At 54.3% G+C, this 23,186-nt stretch carries 21 protein-coding genes; 11 read left to right on the top strand and 10 right to left on the bottom strand.

Features of this window, described 5'->3' with window-relative positions:
* Positions 1-3: 3 nt before the first annotated feature.
* Complete coding sequence (gene rfbC, locus AUQ42_RS08495; protein WP_068518639.1) at positions 4-561, bottom strand: dTDP-4-dehydrorhamnose 3,5-epimerase; 558 nt, start codon at positions 559-561, stop codon at positions 4-6.
* 50 nt (positions 562-611) lie between these two features.
* Here rfbC and AUQ42_RS08490 point away from each other — a divergent pair, with 50 nt between their 5' ends.
* The 4 genes from AUQ42_RS08490 to groL all read left to right on the top strand — a co-directional run bounded on the left by AUQ42_RS08490 (position 612) and on the right by groL (position 5,501).
* On the top strand, positions 612-1,556 hold the full coding sequence (locus AUQ42_RS08490) for a rhamnan synthesis F family protein (RefSeq protein WP_068518638.1): 945 nt from the start codon (positions 612-614) through the stop codon (positions 1,554-1,556).
* Positions 1,557-1,636: 80 nt separating this feature from the next.
* Positions 1,637-3,109, top strand: coding sequence for a hypothetical protein (locus tag AUQ42_RS08485; RefSeq protein WP_068518637.1), 1,473 nt, complete (start codon positions 1,637-1,639; stop codon positions 3,107-3,109).
* 388 nt (positions 3,110-3,497) lie between these two features.
* Entirely contained in the window at positions 3,498-3,785 is a 288-nt protein-coding gene (gene groES / locus AUQ42_RS08480) for a co-chaperone GroES (RefSeq protein WP_068518636.1), read from the top strand.
* Between the two features lie 60 nt (positions 3,786-3,845).
* Positions 3,846-5,501: a chaperonin GroEL gene (gene groL, locus AUQ42_RS08475; protein ID WP_068518635.1), complete on the top strand. Its 1,656-nt coding sequence runs from the start codon at positions 3,846-3,848 to the stop codon at positions 5,499-5,501.
* A gap of 221 nt (positions 5,502-5,722) precedes the next feature.
* On the opposite strand, the gene AUQ42_RS08470 is transcribed toward groL, so the two are convergent.
* From AUQ42_RS08470 to AUQ42_RS08460, 3 genes are all read right to left on the bottom strand, one after another.
* A complete protein-coding gene (locus AUQ42_RS08470; RefSeq protein ID WP_068518634.1) occupies positions 5,723-7,639 on the bottom strand; it encodes a sensor domain-containing diguanylate cyclase in 1,917 nt (638 codons plus the stop codon).
* Positions 7,639-8,640, bottom strand: a complete 1,002-nt coding sequence (gene dctP, locus AUQ42_RS08465; RefSeq protein ID WP_156480856.1) for a TRAP transporter substrate-binding protein DctP — start codon at positions 8,638-8,640, stop codon at positions 7,639-7,641. Before dctP ends, AUQ42_RS08470 begins: the two co-directional genes overlap by 1 nt.
* A gap of 171 nt (positions 8,641-8,811) precedes the next feature.
* On the bottom strand, positions 8,812-9,906 hold the full coding sequence (locus AUQ42_RS08460; RefSeq protein ID WP_068518632.1) for an NADH:flavin oxidoreductase/NADH oxidase: 1,095 nt from the start codon (positions 9,904-9,906) through the stop codon (positions 8,812-8,814).
* A gap of 332 nt (positions 9,907-10,238) precedes the next feature.
* On the opposite strand from AUQ42_RS08460, the gene AUQ42_RS08455 reads away from it, so the two are divergent.
* Together AUQ42_RS08455 and AUQ42_RS08450 are read left to right on the top strand one after the other, a co-directional pair.
* A complete protein-coding gene (locus AUQ42_RS08455) occupies positions 10,239-10,742 on the top strand; it encodes an Hsp20/alpha crystallin family protein (protein WP_068518631.1) in 504 nt (167 codons plus the stop codon).
* Between the two features lie 143 nt (positions 10,743-10,885).
* Positions 10,886-11,329 (top strand): hypothetical protein, encoded by a 444-nt coding sequence (locus AUQ42_RS08450; protein ID WP_068518630.1) that lies wholly within the window; start codon positions 10,886-10,888, stop codon positions 11,327-11,329.
* A 62-nt stretch (positions 11,330-11,391) separates the two neighbouring features.
* Here the strand turns inward: AUQ42_RS08450 and AUQ42_RS08445 are convergent, their stop codons facing one another.
* Both AUQ42_RS08445 and AUQ42_RS08440 read right to left on the bottom strand, forming a co-directional pair.
* A complete protein-coding gene (locus AUQ42_RS08445; RefSeq protein ID WP_156480855.1) occupies positions 11,392-12,168 on the bottom strand; it encodes a hypothetical protein in 777 nt (258 codons plus the stop codon).
* A gap of 148 nt (positions 12,169-12,316) precedes the next feature.
* The gene (locus AUQ42_RS08440) at positions 12,317-13,432 is read right to left on the bottom strand and encodes a PLP-dependent cysteine synthase family protein (RefSeq protein ID WP_068518628.1); all 1,116 of its coding nucleotides are present in this window, start codon (positions 13,430-13,432) and stop codon (positions 12,317-12,319) included.
* Between the two features lie 226 nt (positions 13,433-13,658).
* On the opposite strand from AUQ42_RS08440, the gene fliN reads away from it, so the two are divergent.
* Positions 13,659-13,961 (top strand): flagellar motor switch protein FliN, encoded by a 303-nt coding sequence (gene fliN, locus AUQ42_RS08435; protein WP_068518627.1) that lies wholly within the window; start codon positions 13,659-13,661, stop codon positions 13,959-13,961.
* A gap of 179 nt (positions 13,962-14,140) precedes the next feature.
* Positions 14,141-16,489, top strand: coding sequence for a glucose/quinate/shikimate family membrane-bound PQQ-dependent dehydrogenase (locus AUQ42_RS08430; RefSeq protein WP_068518626.1), 2,349 nt, complete (start codon positions 14,141-14,143; stop codon positions 16,487-16,489).
* Positions 16,490-16,566: 77 nt separating this feature from the next.
* Here AUQ42_RS08430 and AUQ42_RS08425 read toward each other — a convergent pair whose 3' ends face one another.
* The 3 genes from AUQ42_RS08425 to AUQ42_RS08415 form a co-directional block, all read right to left on the bottom strand.
* Entirely contained in the window at positions 16,567-17,331 is a 765-nt protein-coding gene (locus AUQ42_RS08425) for a tetratricopeptide repeat protein (protein WP_231856716.1), read from the bottom strand.
* A 35-nt stretch (positions 17,332-17,366) separates the two neighbouring features.
* Positions 17,367-17,723, bottom strand: a complete 357-nt coding sequence (locus tag AUQ42_RS08420) for a DUF2794 domain-containing protein (RefSeq protein ID WP_068518625.1) — start codon at positions 17,721-17,723, stop codon at positions 17,367-17,369.
* A 171-nt stretch (positions 17,724-17,894) separates the two neighbouring features.
* Entirely contained in the window at positions 17,895-18,320 is a 426-nt protein-coding gene (locus AUQ42_RS08415; RefSeq protein WP_068518624.1) for a hypothetical protein, read from the bottom strand.
* 528 nt (positions 18,321-18,848) lie between these two features.
* Here AUQ42_RS08415 and AUQ42_RS08410 point away from each other — a divergent pair.
* From AUQ42_RS08410 to der, 3 genes are all read left to right on the top strand, one after another.
* On the top strand, positions 18,849-19,499 hold the full coding sequence (locus tag AUQ42_RS08410) for a tetratricopeptide repeat protein (RefSeq protein WP_068518623.1): 651 nt from the start codon (positions 18,849-18,851) through the stop codon (positions 19,497-19,499).
* Positions 19,500-19,567: 68 nt separating this feature from the next.
* On the top strand, positions 19,568-20,902 hold the full coding sequence (locus AUQ42_RS08405) for a PQQ-like beta-propeller repeat protein (RefSeq protein WP_228196610.1): 1,335 nt from the start codon (positions 19,568-19,570) through the stop codon (positions 20,900-20,902).
* Between the two features lie 110 nt (positions 20,903-21,012).
* Positions 21,013-22,551, top strand: coding sequence for a ribosome biogenesis GTPase Der (gene der / locus AUQ42_RS08400; protein ID WP_068518621.1), 1,539 nt, complete (start codon positions 21,013-21,015; stop codon positions 22,549-22,551).
* A 111-nt stretch (positions 22,552-22,662) separates the two neighbouring features.
* Here the strand turns inward: der and AUQ42_RS08395 are convergent, their stop codons facing one another.
* On the bottom strand, positions 22,663-23,151 hold the full coding sequence (locus tag AUQ42_RS08395) for a c-type cytochrome (protein WP_228196609.1): 489 nt from the start codon (positions 23,149-23,151) through the stop codon (positions 22,663-22,665).
* Between the last annotated feature and the right edge of the window lie 35 nt (positions 23,152-23,186).

Below are 23,186 nucleotides of genomic sequence, written 5' to 3'. Positions count from 1 at the left end.
GACCTAAAAGGCTGGATCATTTCTGTATTCAGCAAATGTCATTGCTTCTGCATCTTTGGCGGAGAGTGTCACTTCGCTGGCATCAAATGGCCATTTGATCGCAAGGTCGATATCGTTCCATTTAATGGAACGTTCTGTCTCGGGTGCATAGGGTGCGGATACTTTATAGGTAACTTCCGTATCTGGCTCCAAGGTTACGAAGCCATGGGCAAATCCTTTTGGCACGAAAATCTGGTTCCACTTTTTCGCACTGATTTCAGCCGCAACCCATTTGCCGAACGTTTTTGAATGCGCGCGGATATCAACGGCAACATCAAGAATACGACCACGCACGACACGAACCAGTTTGTCTTGTGCGAAGGGCGGACACTGATAATGCAGGCCCCTCAGGACCCCTGTGTCACGTGATAGAGAGTGGTTGTCCTGGACAAAAACTTCCTCGATTCCCGCAGCGCTGAAGGCATTTTGGCTATAAGTTTCCGAAAAGAACCCGCGCTCGTCACCAAACTGCTTTGGGTAAAGAACTTTTACATCCGGAATTTCAAGGGCTTCAAACTTCATGGATTGGGCCTTATACAGAATTCAGCAACAAATCGGGTGACGAGTAATAGATGAAACGGCTTATCGCATTTGCGCATTATTATAAAGATGCAGTTATCGACGAGTATGTTTTGCGCTTGCTCGACGGGGTTGCGCCATATGCGGACCGTATCATTTTTGTCTCCGACAGTGCTCTTCCCGATAACGAGGTAAGAAAGATAAGCGACTTGGCAGAATGCGTGCATGCCAAAAGCCATGGCATGTACGATTTTGGCAGTTGGAAAATTGCATTGGCCGCGGTGAAAGATGATCTGCCGAACTATGACGAAGTCATTATTATGAATGACTCGTGTTTCGGGCCGATTGCCGATTTCAAAGACGTGTTTGAGGCGATGGATCAACGAGATGTCGATTTTTGGGGCCTCACAGGAACCCACCTTCGAAAAAAACGACATTACAGCCTCAATAGTTACTTTGTTGCCTTTCGGCGTAATGTTCTGTCAGACCCGAAATTTGCAGATTTCTGGGACCGGGTTGAACAAGAAACATGCAAGAGTGACATCGTTTACAAGTACGAGTTCGGAATTTCTGACCTTCTGCATGCAGAGGGGTACAGGTCAGGTACCTATTGCGGTTGGTTCCATGACGATGTGATGATTTCCAGTGCTTTCTTCCCTGTCGTGTGGAAGAAAAAGAAATGCCCTTTGGTCAAGGTCAAATTGTTCCGCCTCAACCCGGCCATGGCGCCGAAGCTGAACACCTGGCTGGATATTTTGAACCCGGTTTATCCACGCTATCTGGTCGATAATCTTGTCAGCCGATATCTTGGGACATCTGTGCCAGAACACTACGAATTCCGCTATCGGACATTTAAAACCTATTGGTGGCATCCTCGCTTCATATCGACCAAGGCCAGATACACCAAATCGCGAAATTGGTGGCGCTACTACATAAAGTTTCTTGGATTGCCTGTTTTCATGCTGATATTGCCATCAGGTATAAAAGAGAAAAAGTAACACCCTTAAAACAAGCCTGTTCATGCGCACCAATGGTCAGGCACGCAAATGGGTGGGCAACAACAGTGACGGAGAAACAAATGAAGTTTCGTTCGCACTATATGAGCATTGTGCTTCTGAGCTTGCTTTGCGCATGTGCAAGCCAGCAAAAGGGTGATGTCGCAACATCCGTACCGGTTTGCGCACAACAACTTACCGATTTTGATCACGCTGTCGCCAGTCACGGCATAAGAAACGCGTCCACCAGCAAAATGCCAGCGTTCCCGTTCTTGCGCGCAAATCGCAATTCGGTGCTGATGGGCAAACAGGTTGGCGCTGCGGTCGCAGGCGGGCAGGCGGCTGATGTGCTTTTTGCCGATTGGGTAGCGCAAATGCGTGGGCTTGATCGTGCGGCGCGGGCTTCGGAGTTTCGTAATCGTGGCGATGCGTCAATGTCATCACTTGCGCGTATTGAAGACTGCGCAGACCAGATGGCAGCACAACTGGATATGGCTGATTATCAAGCTCTGTCGAAGTCGGTTTTCGTTCCGGACGACTATCTTGATTTTCAGCGGATCGCCGGGTTTTACCCGTTGACGGCTTTTGCAGCCCATTTTGGTTACGAGGGATGGAAGCGCGACAATCTGGGCAGTTTTGACCTTGGGCCGGATGCGTTGATTGGGCTTGGCGCATGGGAAAGCTATCAACTGTCGGGCCTGAACGATGGCGGGGCTGCGACCCTTGCCATAAAGGACATCAGAAAGGACGCATTTGGCCGGCTGGTTCCAACAGCGATGGAGCTTGAAAATATCGCCCGGGCCTATGCGCCCGAATTTCGCGTCCGGGTACAGTCTGACAGCGACCGGATCGGGCATCCGTCACTATCGGCCAAAGCGGCGGTTGCGCATGTCGATATTGATCAGCCAACGATTTTCTATCGGCTTGGTCACACCTGGTTCAATGATCAATGGCATCCGCAAATCATCTATACTGTCTGGTTTCCGGAGCGCCCGGTACAGGGCATGTTTGACATTCTTGCCGGGCATCTTGATGCCCTGATCTGGCGGGTGACCCTTGATGAGAAGGGAGCGCCATTAATTGCCGATACCATTCACGGATGTGGTTGTTATCACCTGTTTTTCCCAAGTCCCTCTGTGTACCGGATTGAAGCCCCCGAAGATGGCGACATCCGCGAAACGGCGGAAAGTCCGGCCGGGGCAGTGGCATCATCGGTTTTGGCCCGGCCGATTCTGTGGATTAATGCCGTCAGTCACTATCTGATGGCGGTTACGGCCCGTGATCAATATGAGGCAAATCGCACTGTTGCCTCCTCCCTTGTGGCAGAGCATCAGCTTGGCAGTCTTGCACTTGGCGATGGGACAGGGTTTGCCAGCCTGTATGACGAAGACGGTTTTGTCCCCGGCACCGAACGGCTGGAACGGTTTATCTTGTGGCCGTTGGGGATTGATAAGCCCGGCGCCATGCGCCAGTGGGGGCATCATGCAACGGCCTTTGTCGGTCGACGCCATTTTGACGAGCCGGAATTGCTTGGACGTTATTTCGACCTGAAATGACCGATCCCGGTGCCGGACGTGAGGGCACACCCGAATGATAGGCCGCCGGGAACCCTAATCAGGGGGGCATAAATATTTTTCAGCGATTCTGCTGTTGCCCATTGTGATCGGATGGGCCCGCATTATTTTACGGCAAGGGGTTGTGTCGGTGATCGGAAAATGTTGTGATCACCACCCCGTCGCACATGGCGGTTTTTCGCGCGCCTCAAGCGGCCATAATTGCGCAAAAATCGTGACAGTTCTGCGTCTTTTTGCATCTTCCTATTGACTTTGAACAGGCACTTCAATAAATGCTGTTAGCACTCGCCGGGGGTGAGTGCTAATACGGGCTCATCCCGGTTAGTCGTAGTTTTAAACGAGCCTTAGCTTTAACACGGAGTTGTCTAAAATGAAGTTCCGTCCGCTGCATGATCGAGTACTGGTACGTCGTGTCGAGTCCGACACCAAGACTGCCGGTGGCATCATTATTCCGGATACCGCCAAAGAGAAACCGCAGGAAGGCGAAATCGTCGCTGTTGGTTCTGGCGTTCGCAAAGATGATGGCTCGGTCGTAGCCCTCGACGTCAAAGCAGGTGACAAAGTCCTGTTTGGCAAATGGTCGGGCACCGAAGTCAAGGTCGACGGCGAAGAGCTGCTGATCATGAAAGAGTCCGACATTATGGGCATCATGGAATAAGTCAGCCCTTTGGGTGACTTAAGTCCACGTTCATCCGTCTCATAGAGAGGAAAGAATATTATGGCTGCTAAAGAAGTAAAATTCTCCACCGACGCACGTTCCAAAATGCTGCGCGGTGTCGACATTCTCGCTGATGCCGTCAAAGTGACGCTCGGCCCGAAAGGTCGTAACGTTGTTATCGAAAAATCCTTTGGTGCGCCGCGCGTAACCAAGGACGGTGTTTCGGTCGCCAAAGAAATCGAACTGACCGACAAGTTCGAAAACATGGGCGCACAGATGGTTCGCGAAGTCGCGTCGAAAACCGCCGATCTGGCTGGTGACGGCACCACGACCGCAACCGTTCTGGCACAGGCAATCGTTCGTGAAGGCAACAAGTCCGTTGCTGCCGGCATGAACCCGATGGACCTGAAACGCGGTATCGACCTTGCAACCGCAAAAGTCATCGAATCCATCCAGAGCCGTGCACGTAAAGTTGCCGGTCGCGACGAAATCGCACAGGTTGGTAACATCTCTGCAAACGGTGACCGTGAAGTTGGCGAAATGATCGCCGAAGCCATGGAAAAAGTTGGCAACGAAGGCGTTATCACCGTTGAGGAAGCCAAGGGCCTGCACACCGAACTCGACGTTGTCGAGGGCATGCAGTTCGACCGTGGTTACCTGTCGCCGTACTTCGTGACCAACCCGGAGAAAATGGTCGCAGAAATGGATGCTCCGTACATCCTGCTGTTCGACAAGAAAATCTCCTCGCTTCAGCCGATCCTTCCGCTGCTTGAGTCGGTCGTTCAGTCCGGCAAGCCGCTTCTGATCATTGCTGAAGACATCGAAGGCGAAGCTCTGGCAACCCTGGTTGTCAACAAGCTGCGCGGTGGCCTGAAAATCGCTGCTGTCAAAGCTCCGGGCTTCGGCGACCGTCGTAAAGCAATGCTCGAAGACATCGCCATCCTTACCGGTGGTCAGGTTGTCTCCGAAGATCTCGGCATCAAGCTGGAAAACGTTTCGCTTGATATGCTTGGCACCGCGAAATCTGTCACCATCACCAAAGAAGAAACCACCATCGTTGATGGTGCCGGTGAGAAAGCACAGATCGAAGCACGTGTTGGTCAGATCCGCGCCCAGATCGAGGAAACCACCTCTGATTACGATCGTGAAAAACTGCAGGAACGTCTCGCGAAACTCGCTGGCGGTGTTGCAGTGATCAAAATCGGCGGTGCTTCGGAAATCGAAGTTAAAGAACGTAAAGACCGTGTTGACGATGCTCTGCACGCAACCCGCGCGGCTGTCGAAGAAGGCATCGTTGCTGGTGGTGGTACGGCTCTGCTGTACTCGGTCAAGGCGCTCGAAGGTCTCGAAGGCGAAAACCATGATCAGACCATCGGTGTTGACATCGTTCGCCGTGCCCTTCAGGCACCGGTTCGTCAGATCGCAACCAACGCTGGCGTAGACGGCGCGGTTGTTGCTGGCAAACTGCTTGAGCAGGATGACGTCGAGTTCGGTTATGACGCCCAGAAAGGCGAATACACAAACCTGATCAAAGCTGGCATCATCGACCCGGCCAAAGTTGTTCGTACTGCCCTGCAGGACGCAGCATCGGTCGCTGGTCTGCTGATCACCACCGAATGCATGATCGCTGAAAAGCCGGAAGACAAGTCGGCTGGCGGCGCACCTGACATGGGTGGCATGGGTGGTATGGGCGGTATGGGTGGCATGGGCTTCTAAGCCTTACACCTACCGACCTTGCACTACAGGAAGGGCTCCGCATTTGCGGGGCCCTTTTCTGTTGGGGCACTTCATATGTTTGCGACAAGACAGGCGTATGAAACGCGACGCGTGATGACGGGCCAGCAAGCAGTATCTGGTCGGGTGGGGCGTAATGGACCTGTTCAAGGGGACGTTTGCTATAGGGCGGCAAATTCCCGTTTGCTCGGGTCAACAGATCACTACACCGTGTCGCTCATGGTCTCGGAATCCGGGAAGCTGACATCGGTGGTGCCCGGCGCGCGAAATACCCGGTTGCGGCCAGTATTCTTGGCCTGATAAAGGGCCCAGTCGGCACGCCTTAGCGTGATGTCGGGAAGTTCGTTGTCGCGATGGGCGGCAACACCGGCGCTGATGGTAATGTCGATGTGATGGCCATCCGCCAGGATCGGTTCTGCACAGACATTTTTCCGGATACGTTCGGCCACAGCTGCCCCGGCACCACAATCATTTTGCGGCAGCAAGATCACGAATTCTTCGCCGCCAAGCCGGAGGAACAGCTTTTCCTCTTCAAACCGCAGGGCGCGTGACGTGATTTCGCATATCCGTTTCAGAACAATATCCCCGCAATCATGTCCGAACGTGTCATTGACCTTTTTGAAGTGATCAATGTCGAGCATCACCATGCAATAAGGCCGGTTCGTGCGCAGGGACAAGGCATGAACACGGCGGGCATAATCCTCGAACGCGGTGCGGTTCAGAAGCCCGGTTAGCGGGTCATGGCGGGCCTTGAATTCAAGGTCGATCCGTTTGAGTTTCTGATGGTGGATGTTTTTGAGCAGGCCGATCATCCGTTTGGGGGCGCGATTGCGGTCCCATTCAATGACCGACCCGCTGTGATGGAACCAGTTCCACTGATCTTCCGATCCGACATGCATGCGGACTTCTATTTCAAAGGCCGGTTTGTTGCCGCTGATATGTTCGGCGATGGCTGCATCAAACTGTTTGCGGTCATCGGCATGAATGCGGTCCTTGAAGCTGTCAAAGGTCAGGCAGACTTCGCCGTGATGGATTTCCATCAATCGGTACAGGTTATCGGAATAGTATCCCTGCTGCTTGGCGAAATCCCAGTCCCAAAGACCCTGACCGGTGCTATCAAGGGCGAATTGCAGCCGCTTGTCGAGTTCAAGGCGCTTGCGTTCATTGCGGCGTTTGGTTTTGCGGTCAATGCGGATTTGCAAAAACAGAAACAGGGTCACGGCAATCACCACGCCCGATGCAATCAGTGCGGTCTGACGGGTGGTGTCATAGTTGCCCATGAAACTTTTGATCGGTACCTGCATGTAAATGGTGATCGGAAGACCATCAAGGTTCTTGCGCGCCAGCACAAAATCCCCAAACAGGGCAACACCCCCCATATCGATCTTGTCGCTGTCGGCATTCAGATCCCAGAATGCTTCTTCCTGACGGGCGGAAAACCAGTCGGTGGTTCCGATATGGGGCGACTGGACTTCGGCCAGAAGATCATCGGTTTTGAGGGGCGCAACCCGCATCCGTGATCCGGAAAGGAACCGTTCAAGCGGCGTGTCCTCATACGGGTTTTCAATCGCCAGAAAGATCATGATCACGCCAAGAAACGTGCCGTTCGGCGACCAGATGCCGCGTTCAACAGCAAGATATCCAGATTTCAGGCCAAGGGTCGAAGTGGCGCGAAAGGCCGGTTCGATCCAGTCATCGCGATGGCGTGCAATGATTTCCGAAACCGGAAGGACGGTTTTATCAAAATCAAAAAATGTGAAGTCATGGGCAATCCTGCCCGCCGCATCAAGCAGGATATACCCTACCAGATTGTTGTCATCCTTGATCATGGTTGACAGATGACGTTCAAGATCAAAATCGGGAACAATCACCGCTTCGCGTGCCGCCATCAGCGCGGTGTTGTCAGCCTTGATCAGGATGCTTGAAAGATTGTCGCCATAGGTGGTGATGGCAAAGCCGGTGGTATCGATCGCACGCTGACGGGCGGTTTGCCGTTCTGAGACCGTCTGCCAGGCCATCAGGAACAACACGCCAAGGAGCAATCCGATCGACAAAAAGACGCTCAGGAACTGTTCGTCAAGGATGCGCCGCCAGCCGGGATATGTGGTTTTTACCGGCATTACGGTTGTCCCGCGATCTGGGTCAGGGTGCGAACGGCAGATTGCGATATGCCTGCTGTCGCGGCGAGCTCCCCCTGATGGGCAAGCAGCACAAGGCGCTGCTTCTGGCGTTCGGTCATACCCGGGTCGGCAATGTCGATATTGTTTTGTGCCGCGGTAATCAGGGATGCCTGTTGGTGCGTGACCGCCAGTTTCCGGCCGCCATCAACCATTTTTTCCCAAACCCGCAAGATGATATTACGCGTTGCCGGTTTCAGCCGGGCCCAGACATCATGGGAAATCAGCGGTACATAAAACGGATAATAGGAATAGCTCAGAAACGCATGGGCAATGCCGTGCTTCCAAAGGGCGGCACTGACCACGGTGCTGGTGGTGGTCAGAAGACCGTCTATTTCCTTGCGATCAAGGGCGTCGGGAACGTTGGGCCAGGGGATCAGCACAGGAATGGCCCCCATGGCCTTAAGCCGCAAGGCATTGCCTTCGCCCCCGGCATAGCGGATGCGCAATCCGCGAAGGTCCCCGAAATGATTGACCGCAATGTTGCGGGTAAAAATATGGGCCGGTCCCAGATCAAGCCAGCGTCCCAGAACCCGGACATTAAGGTTCTTTTCAAGGGACTGGTTCAATCGCGTTCCGAAATCGCCATCGACAATCTTGCGCACATCAGCAGAGCCGAGCCCCATGAAGCTGGGCAATAAAAGCGCATTGAGGTCGGTCGAAAATCGACCAAGGTGCCAGATTCCCGGGGCGGCCATTGCGATCCGTCCGGTCGATAATGCCTCGGCGACATCGCGGTCCTTGAAGGCCTGGGCCGAATGAATGACCCGAAACCTGTGTTCGGATATCTCGGCATTCAGGGTTGCGGCAAATTTCTGTAGGAAAATGGTCTGGAAATGATCGGCGGTGTTTTCGGTCGAAATCAGGATTTCGGCACTGCGCGCGCCAGTGACAGTCAGCGTCATGCAACAGCCGATAACAAGTGCGCGCAATACAGATTTCACGTTCCCGGTCCTTGGCAGAAATTGGCAGGCACCGTGTAACAGGCGCGCTGTTTTGAATGATTTCAGAATGTTGCCAAAGTAGGGGAAAGGTCGGATAGGTAGCCTTGACCTACATCAAGAAAACCTATCCGATCGTCTAGTTTTTGCGGGTAGGGCTTTACCCGACGGGGATCAGCCGAACAGTTTCTTCAGGCTGCGCGGCTGGCAGCGCAGATATTGCGGGGCTGCTTTGACTTCGGCGCCAAGGGTTGCTGCCGCATGCCATGGCCAGCGCGGATCATAGAGAATGCCGCGCGCAAGGGCGATGGCATCGGCCTGACCGGTAAAGGTGATGGCTTCGGCCTGTTCGGCTTCGGTAATCAGGCCGACAGCGATGGTGGTCATGCCGGTTTCGGCCTTGATGCGGGCTGCAAACGGGACCTGATAGTTCGGGCCAAGCGGGATTTTCTGATCAATATGCAGGCCACCGGAAGACACATCGATGAAGTCGCATCCGCGTGCTTCAAGAAGCTTTGCCAGTTCGACGCTTTGATCGATATCCCAGCCACCATCAACCCAGTCGGTTGCCGAAATACGGATGCCAAGCGGGTAGTCGGTACCGACTTCGGCGCGAAGGGCGTCATAGACTTCAAGCACAAGACGGGTGCGGTTTTCAAACGATCCGCCATATTCGTCGTCACGCTTGTTGGCGTGCGGTGACAAAAACTGATGCAGCAGATATCCGTGTGCCGCGTGAATTTCAATCGCGTCAAAGCCGATGCGAATAGCGCGCTTGGCGCTTTCGACAAAGGCCTGCACGATTTCGGAAATCCGCGATTTGCTCAGGGCTTCGGGGATCGGGTCGCCATCACGGAATGGAACAGCCGACGGTGCACAAACCTGCCAGCCATTGGCATGGTCGGGATCAATGGCATGTCCACCAAGCCACGGCTTTTCACAGGACGCCTTGCGCCCGGCATGGGCCAGCTGAATGGCAATCGGCATGTCGGAATGGCTGCGCACGGCGGAAATGGTTTTGGCAAGGGCGGCTTCGGTTTCGTCATCCCAAAGTCCGACATCGCCATAGGTAATCCGGCCTTCCGGTTCGACAGCGGTTGCTTCAATGATCAGCAATCCCGCACCGGACTGGGCAAGGTTGCCCAGATGCATCGGGTGCCAGTCGGTGGTTTTGCCGTTATCTGCGGAATACTGGCACATCGGTGCGATGATTACGCGGTTATCAAGGGCCAGCTTGCCAAGTGACAGCGGTGAAAAAAGAGTACTCATGGTTCATCCTTATCAGGGAGGTCGACCTTCGGACCGACAAACAATGCAAAGAAGCTAATCCGCCAGACACGGGAGTGCCAGTCTCTGTTTTGGATTTTGTCAAAAATGACAGGCTGTTTAACGGGTTAGGTGGATGCGACCGGGGATGATGCCGAGGACGCGATCAGGGCGGGCTGCAAAAAATATCAAAAAAATGCGCAGGCCCACTTGCGGAAAATTTCCTGTGCTCTATCTCAAGTTTGCAAAGGGGCATGGTGCCCTGATACGCGTCAAGGTTGCAGCCTGGTCTGGACCGATGGCGCAAGAATACTCGTCTGTAACGGAGGGTAATTATGACTGGTCTTCAGACTCTTAATGGATCCGCACGTCGTCTTGCATCTGCACCGACCTATGGTGATCCTTTCTCGCTTATTTCCCGTGATTTTGATCGCATGATCGGTTCGATCTTTGGGGATCGCGTAACCTCGTCACAGGCTTTTGCCGATGACAAGGAAGCGGCGAAAACCCTTTTGAACCCGCGTATCGATGTTCACGAAACCGATGATCATATCGAACTGTCCGCCGAACTTCCCGGTGTGGAACAGGATGATGTTGATGTGTCGGTCCTTGAAGGTGTTCTGACCATCACCGGTGAAAAGAAATCCACCCGTGAATCAAACGAAGGTGCCCGCGTCATCGAACGCAGCTATGGCAGTTTCAAACGGTCGTTCCGCCTGAATGATACGATTGATGTTGATAACATTACCGCATCATTCAAGAACGGTGTTCTGGTCCTTACTCTCCCCAAAGTAGCGGAACAGAAACCCGAGCCGCGCAAGATTACTGTCAGCGGCTAAGTGTTGTCTCTCCTCCCTGAGAAGCTTTCCCTGTGTTGCCTGACGGGCGGTTTTTACCGCCCGTCTTTTTTTATCCGGCACCTCACATGGTGACCGGGCTGCCCGTCTTCTGGTGTATCCACACTATCAAAGGAGACCCTGAAATGAGCAGCACACTTGGCGATCTGGCCAATGATTATGCGACGGCGTATAGGGCCGATCTTGCATCTTTTCGAACCGAAACCCAGACCGATCAGCTTTGCGCCATTGCTAGTCGTGTCGCACAAAGCTGCACCGCAGTCGAAACAGGTGGCAAAGAAGTGTCCGTCGCGCAAAGTGAAATTTCCGGTGCGATCATCATCGGCGAGGCGACGGCTAAAAAACTTGCCAAGGATGATGCGGCCTGGATCGCACGGCAGGCTGCTGTCAATCAGACAGAACTGCGCAAGAAGGCCGAAGAACAGCAGGCACGTGATCAGACACTTTTATCCAGTCTCAAAGACCTATCGGGAAAGCTGGTCGGTACAAACAAGTCCGATAGCGGTTATGAGCAATCGGTCGAAGGATTTGAAGACACCCTTGCATCCGGTGCGCTGGTCGCATCCTGATCCGGTGTCACATTCTTTCTGGCGGGTCCGGACAACATTGGTCGGACCCACCATGTTTTTAGTCACGGGGTAGGCAGCGCCCTTTGGGTGTTGAGTAAGTGGTTGTTCGTCAACCAGTTCCCGATGCGGTCGGCAAAGGCCTTGTTTTCCGTTGTTGCCCACTGGTTCTTTCTGAGTTCGAGATAGGTAAAAGTGCCGCCTGCATCATATCCCGCACCAGCCCAATCACGGCGAACCCGTATGGCGGCGACGACGTCCTTATAGGGGACATTAAGAACCGCAAGTTCACGGGCATAAAGGTTCTGTCGCGCCATCTGGCGTTCGGTTGCCCCGAACCTGGCGGCATTGTTAAAGACGTTCTGCTGGATCGAATAAGTCGGGCACCAGTATCCCTGCAATCGTACACAATAAACCCATGTTTCGGCAGCCGGTTCCGGCTGACCGGGAACCTTGGGCGGGAAAAGGGCACCGATTTCATGCGTCCCCGAAAGGCACACGGCCGTGTAATGCGCAAGGTCCTGATCGCCTCTGCGATAGACAATGGCAGGCGTTGCCGGGGATGTGCCTCGGCGTGAAAAGCCATGACCAAAAATCTCGTCGGGGCTTCGTGTATCTCCGCGCCATGCATACAGGGCCCGGTTGCTTTGGGATGTGTTGCGTTTGAGGTCCGGCGGCACCCAAAGATAGTCGACATAGGCAAATGCAGAGCGTTCATTTGACAGCAAAGCCCAGAAATCATCCGCGCAATTCGTCCCGTAAACCTTTTGTGTCCGGCCGGAATTTTCGAGGTCCACATTCTCGATATAAAGCTCTATGCCGCCAATTCTCTCTGTTGTCATGACATGCCTCGTTTGAAACAGTGCGATGCATTCCGACGGAGAGACAATGAAACTGTGAGAAACTGGCGAACCGGTTCGGGCAAAAGCAAAAGGCCGGGTTCGTGATCAACCCGGCCTTGGAAATGTTATGTCGCTTGTAAGTGCATGCTTATCCGGTTTTGCTATAACCGATCTTGTGATCGAGCGGCATTTCAAAAAGTCCGGTCGTATCAAACTGTTCAAGGGCCGATATCCATGGGGCGAGATCGATATTCTGCGCCTTGATCCAGTCCGGGTTGTAGTATGTGTCGCGATAACGATCCCCGCCATCGCACAGCAAGGTCACAACCGATCCGGTTTGTCCGGCCTTTTTCATTTCAGTGATCAGTGACAGGGTCGCAATCAGGTTGGTGCCGGTCGACCCGCCGCAGCGTCGGCCAAGATGCCGTTCGAGATAATAAAGTGCGGCAAAGCTTGCGGCATCTGGAATGCGATACATCCGGTCAACCACGGTCGGGTTGAAGCTGGGTTCGACGCGCGGGCGGCCAATGCCTTCGACCCGTGATCCTGTCGTTCCGGTGACAGAGCAGTCACCCGTTTCATATGCATCATAAAAGACCGAGTTTTCAGGATCGGCGACGCACAGTTCGCACCCCTGGCCCAGTGTGCGCCCATACCGGATATAACGGCCAATGGTCGATGATGTGCCGCCCGTGCCGGCCCCGACCACAACCCATCGCGGCACCGGATGGGGTTCGCGTTTGAGCTGGTCAAAGATGCTTTCGGCGATGTTGTTGTTGCCGCGCCAGTCGGTTGCCCGCTCGGCAAAGGTGAACTGATCCATGTAGTGACCGTCAAGTTCACGGGCCAGACGCTGGGACTCTTCGTAAATCTGGCCACTGTGGTCAACCAGATGACTTTCGCCACCATAAAAGGCGATCTGATCGATCTTTTGCTGCGAGGTCGATTTCGGCATCACGGCAATGAAGCGCAAGCCAAGCAGACGGGCAAAATAGGCCTCTGATACGGCGGTTGATCCGCTTGATGCCTCGATAATCGGGGTGTCCCGGGTGATCCAGCCATTGCACAATCCATACAGAAACAGCGACCGCGCCAGACGATGTTTCAGACTGCCCGACGGGTGGGTCGATTCATCTTTCAGATACAGCCCGATGCCATCAAGTTTTGGCAAATCAAGACGGATCAGATGTGTATCGGCAGAACGATTGAAATCAGCTTCGATCATGCTGATGGCGTCTGCCACCCATTGGCGGTCATATGTCATGTTGGTTCCTGACATCTGTTGAATCACGTGGTTTCGACCTGTGCGGATCGGCAATGGGCATCTGTGTAGGGGATTATAATACAAAAAACTACAGTGAAATTGTGTCGATACATTTCTGCAATCACCTGTTTTTTAGGAGATTGGGCTTGCTAACACTTTTTTCAAAGCTAACCTCTAGGATACAAGGTTCCCGATTCTTCCGACCTGACTGGATGGCCCGAAAATCATGGCTGATGACGACAAAGATCCGTTTTCCACACGACATGGTGCATCTGAAATCGGTGCTGCCTATGACGTGCCGGTGCGCGTTTCGACCGTGATTGGCAAAAGCCAGATTCAGGTTGCGCAATTGATGCGTCTGACCCGTGGTGCGGTGCTTGAACTTGATCGCAGGGTCGGGGAGCCGGTTGATATCTATGTCAATAACCGGCTTGTCGCGCGTGGCGAACTTGTCGTGGTTGATGAAAACCTGGGCGTGACGATCACTGAAGTCGTCAAGACCGGCACAATCATCGAGACCCATCACTAAAATTCTGACCGCAGCATTATGAAGCAAACCCGCCGTTTCTCGGCTGATGGCGGGCATTTTGTCATGCGAAGGAACTTGTAAGGTTCGCAGGCGTTTATCCCTAAACCCCTTTTAAACCCCGCAGTCCGGCCACTGTCTGTTGTGGCAGTTGGCGAACTCATTCAGCCGAGGGCTATCTCATGATTAATCTTCTGACATCAGGCCTTCTGGCTCTGATCGGTCTGGCACTTTCTGTTGGTGGTGCCTGGCTGATTGCAGTCGGAGGGAGTTGGTATTACGCGCTTGCCGGGTTGGCATTCCTGTTGGCAGCGTATTTGTCCTTTGCGCGTAAACCGGTTTTGTTGCCGTTTTATGGTGCGTTTTTATTGGCAAGTCTGGCCTGGGCTGTTTGGGAAACCGGGTTTGACTGGTGGCAACTGGCCCCGCGTGGCGGACTGATTGTGGTGATTGGTCTTTGGCTGATAACGCCGGTGTTTCGCAAAACACTTGTTGCTGCGCCAACGGACAATGGATCGCCGGAAACAAATGCGAAGCGTTCCTTTGTCCTTGAAGGCAGCATCGTGATTGCCGTGATCGTTGCTGTCTATTCCATGCTGAATAATCCCAACGAAATCGAAGGCAATCTTCCGTCGGATGTGGTGGCGGAAAATCCGCAATTTGGCGGTGCGGTCCCCGATGGTGACTGGCATCAATATGGTCGTACCCCGTATGGGCAGCGTTATTCCCCGCTTGATCAGATCACGACCGAAAATGTTGCATCACTCGAACAGGCATGGGTTTATCAGACCGGCGATCTTAAACGCGCAAGTGATGTGCCTGAAACAACCTATCAGGTGACCCCACTTAAGGTGGGCGAGACGCTTTATCTTTGCACCCCGCATAGCTGGGCGATTGCGATTGACGCCAAAACCGGACAGGAAAAATGGAAATTTGATCCGGGTGTTCCGGAAAATCCCGACCGGCAGCATCAGACCTGTCGCGGGGTGACCTATTACAAGGATCCTGCCACGACCGAAACCGGCCCCTGTACCGAACGGGTGTTCCTGCCGACATCGGATGCGCGTCTGATTGCGCTTGATGCCCGGACGGGCGAGGTTTGCCCGTCATTTGGCGATGAAGGGACCGTGCATCTGGAAACCAACATGCCCTATAACCCGGCGGGGTATTATTATTCGACGTCGCCGCCGGTTGCTGCTGATGGCAAAATCATCATTGGCGGGGCCGTGAATGACAATTATTCGACCAAGTCGCAATCGGGCGTCATTCGCGCATATGACATCAATACCGGCGCGTTGGTCTGGAACTGGGATTCCGGAAATCCGGAACAAACCGAACCGATCCCGGATGATCAGACCTATACCGCCAATTCACCCAACAGCTGGTCTGTTTCAAGTGCGGACGAGAAACTCGGCATGATCTATGTGCCGCTGGGCAACAAGGTTCCCGATCAGTTGGGCATGAACCGCGATGAAAATGTGGAAACCTATTCATCGTCGATTGTGGCGCTCAGCCTTGAAACCGGTCAGGTGCAGTGGGTGCGCCAGACGGTGCATCATGATCTTTGGGACATGGATGTGCCTGCACAGCCGGCCTTGCTTGATATCACGACACCAGACGGGGAAACCGTTCCCGCACTGGTCGGCCCGACCAAACAGGGCGATATCTATGTTCTTGATCGTCGTACCGGCGATCCGATCATTCCGGTAACCGAGGTGCCGGCACCCGGTGGGGCCATTCCCGAAGATCACACCGCACCGACCCAACCGGTATCGGGGCTGACATTCATGCCCGAACCGCTTACGGGCAAGGATATGTGGGGCATTACCCTGTTTGATCAGCTGGCATGCCGTATTGCGTTCCATGGTTTGAAATATGAGGGTCGCTATACGCCGCCGTCGCTGGAAGGGACGCTTGTCTATCCCGGCAATTTCGGAACATTCAACTGGGGCAGTGTCGCCGTTGATCCCGAACGCCAGATCATGTTCGGTATGCCGACCTATCTTGCCTTTACATCGCGCCTGATCCCGCGTGATGCCGTTCCGCCCCGCGGCAGCGAAAAGGCCAGTGAAATGGGCATTAACCGAAATGAAGGTGCCCCTTATGCCGTGGAAATGGGACCGTTCCTGTCGCCGCTTGGTATCCCGTGTCAGGCACCGCCGTGGGGCTATGTGGCCGGTGCTGATCTGCGCACGGGCGAGATTGCCTATAAGCACAAAAACGGCACGGTCGAAGACATGACCCCGCTACCCTTGCCGTTCGAAGTCGGTGTGCCGGGGATTGGTGGTCCGATCCTGACCAAAGGTGGTGTTGCCTTCCTTGGGGCCGCGGTTGACAACTATTTCCGTGCCTATGACGCCACCAATGGCAATCAGCTTTGGGAAGCCCGTCTTCCGGCGGGCGGTCAGTCAACACCGATGACCTATGAAACCGATGATGGCACGCAATATGTGCTGATCGTTGCCGGTGGTCATGGTTCGATCGGCACCAAGCCGGGCGATTATGTGATTGCCTACAAGCTTCCGAAATAGGATCACACGGGCACCTGTTTTGCAGGTGCCCGTTTCTTATGTGCAGGCAAGTGTGCCGGCAAGTCCAAGCTGATCACTTACCAGGGCACGTCACCGGCAAGGCGTTTTTCGACCTGCTGAATTTCGTCGATGCTTAATCTTGGTTCCAATGCGTCTATGGCCGACTGGGGATCAAGTGGTTCGGCCTCGTTTGCGCCTTCGGGAAAGGTCATTGGCCCGTTTGCGGAACGGCGCAGCCAGTAATAGGCATCGGCAAGATTTTGCGGCACACCCCAGCCACGTTCAAGCAATGCACCATACATGAACTGGGCGGCGTGATTGTTGGCCTTGGCGCCGATTTCAAAATAGTGGGCGGCTTCGATGAAATTTTGCCGTGCGCCGCGCCCATGGAAATATTGTGCGCCGATCAAATAGGCCGCATCGCCGTTTTCCGGATCGGTTTTCAGCGCGCGTTTGAAAAATTCGGTGGCGCGAAACTGGTCATAATGCAGGCCGTGACCGTTAAAATAGAGAAGCCCGATATAATAGATCGCACCACCATGATTGGCGCGTGCGGCCTTTTTGAACCACTTTGCCGCGTTCTGATAGTCGGGTTGGCCCAGATCCCCGCGATAATACAGCAATCCCAGCGCATATTGCGCATAGGGATCATCCTTTTGCGCGGCCGATCGCCAGTAGTCATGGGCCTGTTCAAAATCACCGGACCGATAGGCATAATAGCCGGTCTGGTAGTCGCGGCTCATTTGGCGCGCCTGTCCGGGGTGGGGGATGGCCGCAAAGCTTATGCCGATCAGGGCCGCAATCATCAGCCGTCTGACCAGCTTCAGGGCAGAAGGACGCACGTTCTTATCTTTGTCCGCTGTTATGAAGAAGGGTGTCAGGAATTGTTTTTAAACAGCGGAACGACCTTGCGCGCACGCTTTTCGATGGCCTCTAGCACGTTGCTGATATCAGAACTTTGTTTGATCCGCTCGCCACTGTGAAGCGCGAGATACTGGCCGGCATTCTTGTGTTCGCTGCCCAGTTTGATCACGGTGAAAAGCGGTGTTTCGTGTGTGGAACGAAAGATCGAAAACATTGCCATCCCGTCCAGATGGTCGATCGCATAATCGCGCCAGGCGCCGCTTGCAACCTGACGGGAATAGGTATTCATGAGCCGCATCAGTTCGGACCGGTCAAAATGCACAAAGCTTTTGGCTTTGCGGTATTTTGCCAAATCGAACAGTGTTCCCATGTGATTCTCCGGCAATGTGGTCGTCTGGCTGTTACAATCCGGGAACGGAAAATGACAGCCATATGACACGGTAGCGTGGATTGCACTGCGTCTCAAGTTGCAATGGACAAAAACCGGTTCACACTATTTGTGACCGGTTTGATTATCCCAGATAATTCAGTGAATTATGCCCTAGAGGCTGCGCGAACGGGTCGGCGGCCAGTCAACGGTTTGTGCCCCGGTGTTATAGGGATCGGGCGTACGATAGCAACTGACGGCGGCCAGGGTGCGATAGCAATAAAGCGGCGTTTCCGGTACCGGGTCCTTTTTGCAATAGGACTTGCCGTCAATTTTGCGAATGGTTGAGCAATCCTGACCGGTTGAAAGCGAAACCATATGGTCAATCAGGGTTTTGTCGGTGTTGATGATGCTGACAACGTCAAAGGCAAGATACCATTCCCCGCCGGTAAACAGGCTGGTCCCGACAACATCGGACATAGTGGTGCTACAGCCTGATACCCCGGTTCCAAGCAAAGTGGCAAACAGCCCGGCCAGTATGCGCTGTCGAATGACGCGCTTGGCATCCTGTCGGTTTTGAACCTTTTGACGACGTTTCATGGTGTCTCCGTCCATCCACCGGGCAAATTTGACCGGTGACAGTGTGAAATCTGTTCCCTTGGATTTATCAAAGCAATCACTGTGCCGAATTGCCCAAAGGAAGGATCATTTTTGTCATATGGGCGGTGGCGGGTTTGTTTTCAGGGGCTTTTGCCTGCATTGCTGCGCGATATGCCGGATCCGGCGCGCGGGCAAGTATTGGCCCACATCGGCGCAAGAGCGGCGATATCGCGCCGCAGGCTGGGAATAATGACGCTGGCAGGCAATTCTTACCGCTTTGGGGGATTAAATCGAAACCGCGCCGCGTTTTTGCCGCAAATTCGGTCTTTGTTACCCGATCACGGGGCTGACAAAGACGCCCGGATCGGGCTGAAAAACGGCAATGGGGCAAAATAATCGACCGAATGCCCGGATTGGCTTTGTGCAGACTTGACCCCTTGCGTGCTGGCGCGTTAAATCCTTGCCAGAATTAATTCAGATAAGCGGGCAGGTTGCCCGCTTTATTGTGACCGGATTGGAGCCGTTTTCGTGGTTGATATTTTCCAGGAAGTCGAAGAAGACCTGAAGCGCGAACGCACAGAAGAGCTGTGGCGCAAATACGGGAAATATGTCATCGGCACTGCTGCTGTGATTGTTTTGGGTGTTGCCGGGCGTGAAGGCTGGAAAACCTATGAACACAGCACCAGCATCGAAAATGGTACCCGCCTTGCCAATGCTGTTGAACTGGCAAATGCCGGTGAAGACAAACAGGACGCGGCCCTTGAGGCGCTTGATGCGATCATCGCAGAAGGCAATGCCGGTTTTGTTGCATTGGGCCATTTCCAGAAAGCGGCTGTTTATCTGCGCGCTGGTGCGACCCCGTCGGCTGTGACCGAACTTGAAGCAGTTGCCGGCAATTCCGACATCGATCAGGTTTATCGTGATCTGGCCGTCGTTCAGATTGCCATGAACAGCGCCAATGAAAGCAATGCCCAGGAACTGATCACCCGGCTTGAGCCGATCGCGGTTCCGGAAAACACCTGGTATTACTCGGCGCGCGAAATGATTGCGCTGCTGCATATTGCCGCGGGCGAAATCGATGCGGCCAAGCCGCTTCTGACCGAAATTGCCGACGATAACGAAGCTCCGTCAGGCATGCGCGCACGGGCAAGTGAACTTCTCAAGGCCGTTGGTGCCTAACTGCGACCAGCAAGGTTGGCCGGGTTTCCCGGCCACCGTGATGACAGCTTGAATCAGGGGAAACGGTTTTGACCACACGCGGTATTAAGTCACTTCTGTGCGTTATGGGGATGACGGGCCTTTTGGCCGGGTGTTCGGGTTGGCTTGGCGGCACCGAAGAACCGCCATTGCCCGGGGAACGCATTTCGGTACTGGCCCTGCAAAGCACGGTTCAACCTGATATCGATCTGTCTGATCAGCGTGTTGTTCTTCCGGAACCCGAACCGATGGTCGACTGGCCGCAGAATGGCGGCATTCCAAGCCATGCCTTGCACCATGTCGGTCTGGACAATGATGTTCTCAAGCAGGACTGGTCGATTGATATCGGCGAAGGGTCGATGGATGACAACCTTCTGCTTAATCAGGCAATCATTGCACGTGGCGTGATCTTTACCATTGATGCAAGCGCCGAAGTCCGTGCCTTTGCGGCCAATTCGGGAAAACGAATCTGGTCGCTTGAACTGGCACCGGAAGACGAAGAAGACAGCACGCTTCTGGGTGGCGGTCTGGCCTATGAGGGCGGCATTATTTATGCCACCACCGGCTTTGCCGAAATCATTGCCATTGATGCGCCAAGTGCCACGGTTCTGTGGCGCACCCAGGTCAGCGCCCCGATGCGGTCTGCGCCGACCGTCCGTGGTGGCCGTGTCTTTGCCATCACTGTTGATAACCAGACCATCGCGCTCAATGCCTTGACCGGGGAAACGCTTTGGAACCATCGCGGTGCAGCCGAGGGTGCGGCCTTTATCGGTGGTGCCAGCCCGGCGGTGGATCAGGGCGTTGTGATTTCGGCCTATTCGACCGGCGAGATGTATGCGCTGCGTGTGGAAAACGGGCAGGTGATCTGGTCTGATGCCCTTGCCGGGGCCGGGCGCACCGATGCCGTTTCGGCAATCGCTGATATCCGCGGTCTTCCGGTGATTGATAATGACCTTGTGATTGCCACAAGCAACTCGGGCCTGACGGTTGCGATTGACCTTCGTACCGGCTATCGCGTCTGGGAACTTGAGGCCGGTGGCATCCAGTCACCATGGGTGGCCGGCGATTACGTATACCTGCTAACCAATACAAATGATCTGATTGCCTTGCGTCGGAAGACCGGACAGGTTAAATGGGTGACGGTTCTGCCACGTTTTGTCGATCCCGAAGACCAGGAAGAGCCGATTGTCTGGACAGGTCCGGTACTGGTCGGTGACAGGTTGATCGTAGGTAACGAGCAGGGCGAAGTAATGACTGTTTCCCCATATAGCGGTGACATTCTCGGCAAGGATGAACTTTCCGGGCCGATCACATTGCCGCCTTCGGTTGCGGGTGACAGCCTTTACTTCCTGACTGCGGATGCCGATCTAATCGCATATCGCTGATCAGTCAGTTCGAACATTAGGCAAGGTTTCCTTGCAGGATTTGCGATGCGCCGAGGGCAGTGAAAGCCGTCGGCGCATAACGCCTTTTATAACGAGAGTCTGAAAGTCAGATGTCGCTTAAAGTTGCCATTATCGGTCGCCCCAATGTCGGGAAGTCGACCCTGTTTAACCGTCTGGTCGGCAAAAAGCTGGCCCTGGTGGACGATCAGCCCGGGGTCACCCGTGACCGCCGCTATGGCAAGGCACGTCTGGGCGATATGTCTTTTGACGTGATCGATACCGCCGGTCTGGAAGAAGCATTCGATGATTCCGTCGAAGGCATGATGCGCCAGCAAAGTGAAAAGGCGTTCGAGGAATGCGATGTTGCGCTGTTCCTGATTGATGCGCGTGCGGGACTGACCCCGCTTGACAACCACTTTGCCGACTGGCTGCGCAAACGCCACAAGCCGGTTTACGTCATTGCCAACAAACACGAAGGCAAGGATCAGGATCCCGGCCTTTACGAGGCCTATGGCCTTGGTCTTGGCGATGTCGCCCCGATCTCGGCCGAGCATGGTCTCGGGATCGAGCTTCTGTATGACATTCTTGAACCGCATTGGGACGAATGGAAACACCGTCAGCGCGTTGCCAAGCAACATGCCCGCGAAGCTGCCATCGAGGCATTGGAAGATGCCGCACAGGAAGCTGATGACGATGTCGATGATCTGATTGATCCCGATGGCTTTGCCGATGACGAGGGCGAAGTATTCCCGTCCTATGAAATCGAATTCAGCGAAGATGACGAAGACGAAGACGGCGAACTGATCGTCGAAGGGGCGCGCGATAACTCCAAGATCCAGCTGGCCATCGTCGGCCGCCCGAATGCCGGTAAATCGACCCTTCTGAACCAGTTGCTGGGTGAAGAGCGCGTCATGACCGGCCCGCAGGCCGGTTTGACCCGTGATTCGATCGCGGTCGACTGGTCCTATGAAGGGCGTCCGATCCGTCTGGTCGATACAGCCGGGATGCGCCGCAAAAAGAAAATCGATGACCGCGTTGAAAAGCTGTCGGTTGCCGATACCCTTCGCGTGATCCGCTATGCGCAGGTCGTTGTTTTGATGCTTGATGCGACCAACACGCTTGATAAGCAGGACCTGACGATCGCGCGCATGGTGCTTGAAGAAGGCCGTGCATTGATCATTGCGGTCAACAAGTGGGATGCGATCAAGGACAAGGCAGGCGTCATGCAGGAACTGCGTGACAAACTTGACGTGTCCTTTGCCCAGGCCAAAGGCATTCCGGTCCTGACCTTCTCGGCGCTGACCGGGCGTGGTACCGATCGTCTGATGCCGACAGTTCTTGATATCCACGATATCTGGAGCCGCCGCATCCCGACATCACAGCTGAACCGCTGGCTTGAAGCAACCACCGAACGCCATTTGCCGCCGGTCATTTCCGGGCGTCGCATCCGTCTGCGTTACATGACCCAGGCGAAATCGCGTCCGCCAAGCTTCTTTATCAACTGCTCCAAGGCGGCCGAACTGCCCGAAAGCTATACGCGTTATCTGATCAATGGTCTGCGCGAAGATTTCGATATGCCGGGCGTTCCGATCCGTATTTATCTGCGCAGCAGTGACAACCCGTATGCCAACAAGAAAAAGAAACGCTAGTTTCCTGATTTCTTGTCCCAGAACGACCAAAGCCGCCCTTGATCATCAGGGGCGGCTTTTTGCTGCGTTTTTGGCGGGCGTCATGCGGTTTGATGCATCTGCCTTCTCAGATCAGTTTTGCGGGATCGACGGGCCGTTATCAATGATGTCACGGATATGGTCGGGCAGGTCATCCTCGGTAAAGCGTTCCTGGATTTCGCCGTCCTGAACAAAGGCAAAAATATCGGCGATGTCCTGACCGGAAAAATCAATCTGATATCCGAGATCGGCCTGTTGAAGGTGGAGCATCTGCTCGGCCCCGCGCCACATGCTGGCAAAAAATTCAAACGGCTCACGCGCTATATTCATGTTCGACGCATCAAGACTTGGGCCGATATTCCCGCCGACACTGTTGACGGAATGACAGACAACGCAGCCGCGTTCGGCAAACAGGTCCTTGCCGCGTGCCGCATTCATTTCAGGCAATGTAATGGACGCGCCATTATGGTCGGTTGCGCGCGCATCATCGGCGGTGCTGATGGTGATGACAGCCCCGATGGCAACGGCAATCGCAACAGTGCCCAAGGATGGAATAAAGCGGAAATTCAAGGCCTGTGTCATCGGCGTCCCTATGTCAGATAAGTGTCTGCTGGGGG

Origin of the sequence: Thalassospira sp. MCCC 1A02491, from assembly GCF_001613785.1 — a bacterium.
GTDB classification, from domain to species: Bacteria; Pseudomonadota; Alphaproteobacteria; order Rhodospirillales; family Thalassospiraceae; genus Thalassospira; species Thalassospira povalilytica.
The sequence above is the reverse complement of the archived record's forward strand: the minus strand, read 5'-3'. Positions and strand labels throughout refer to the sequence as shown.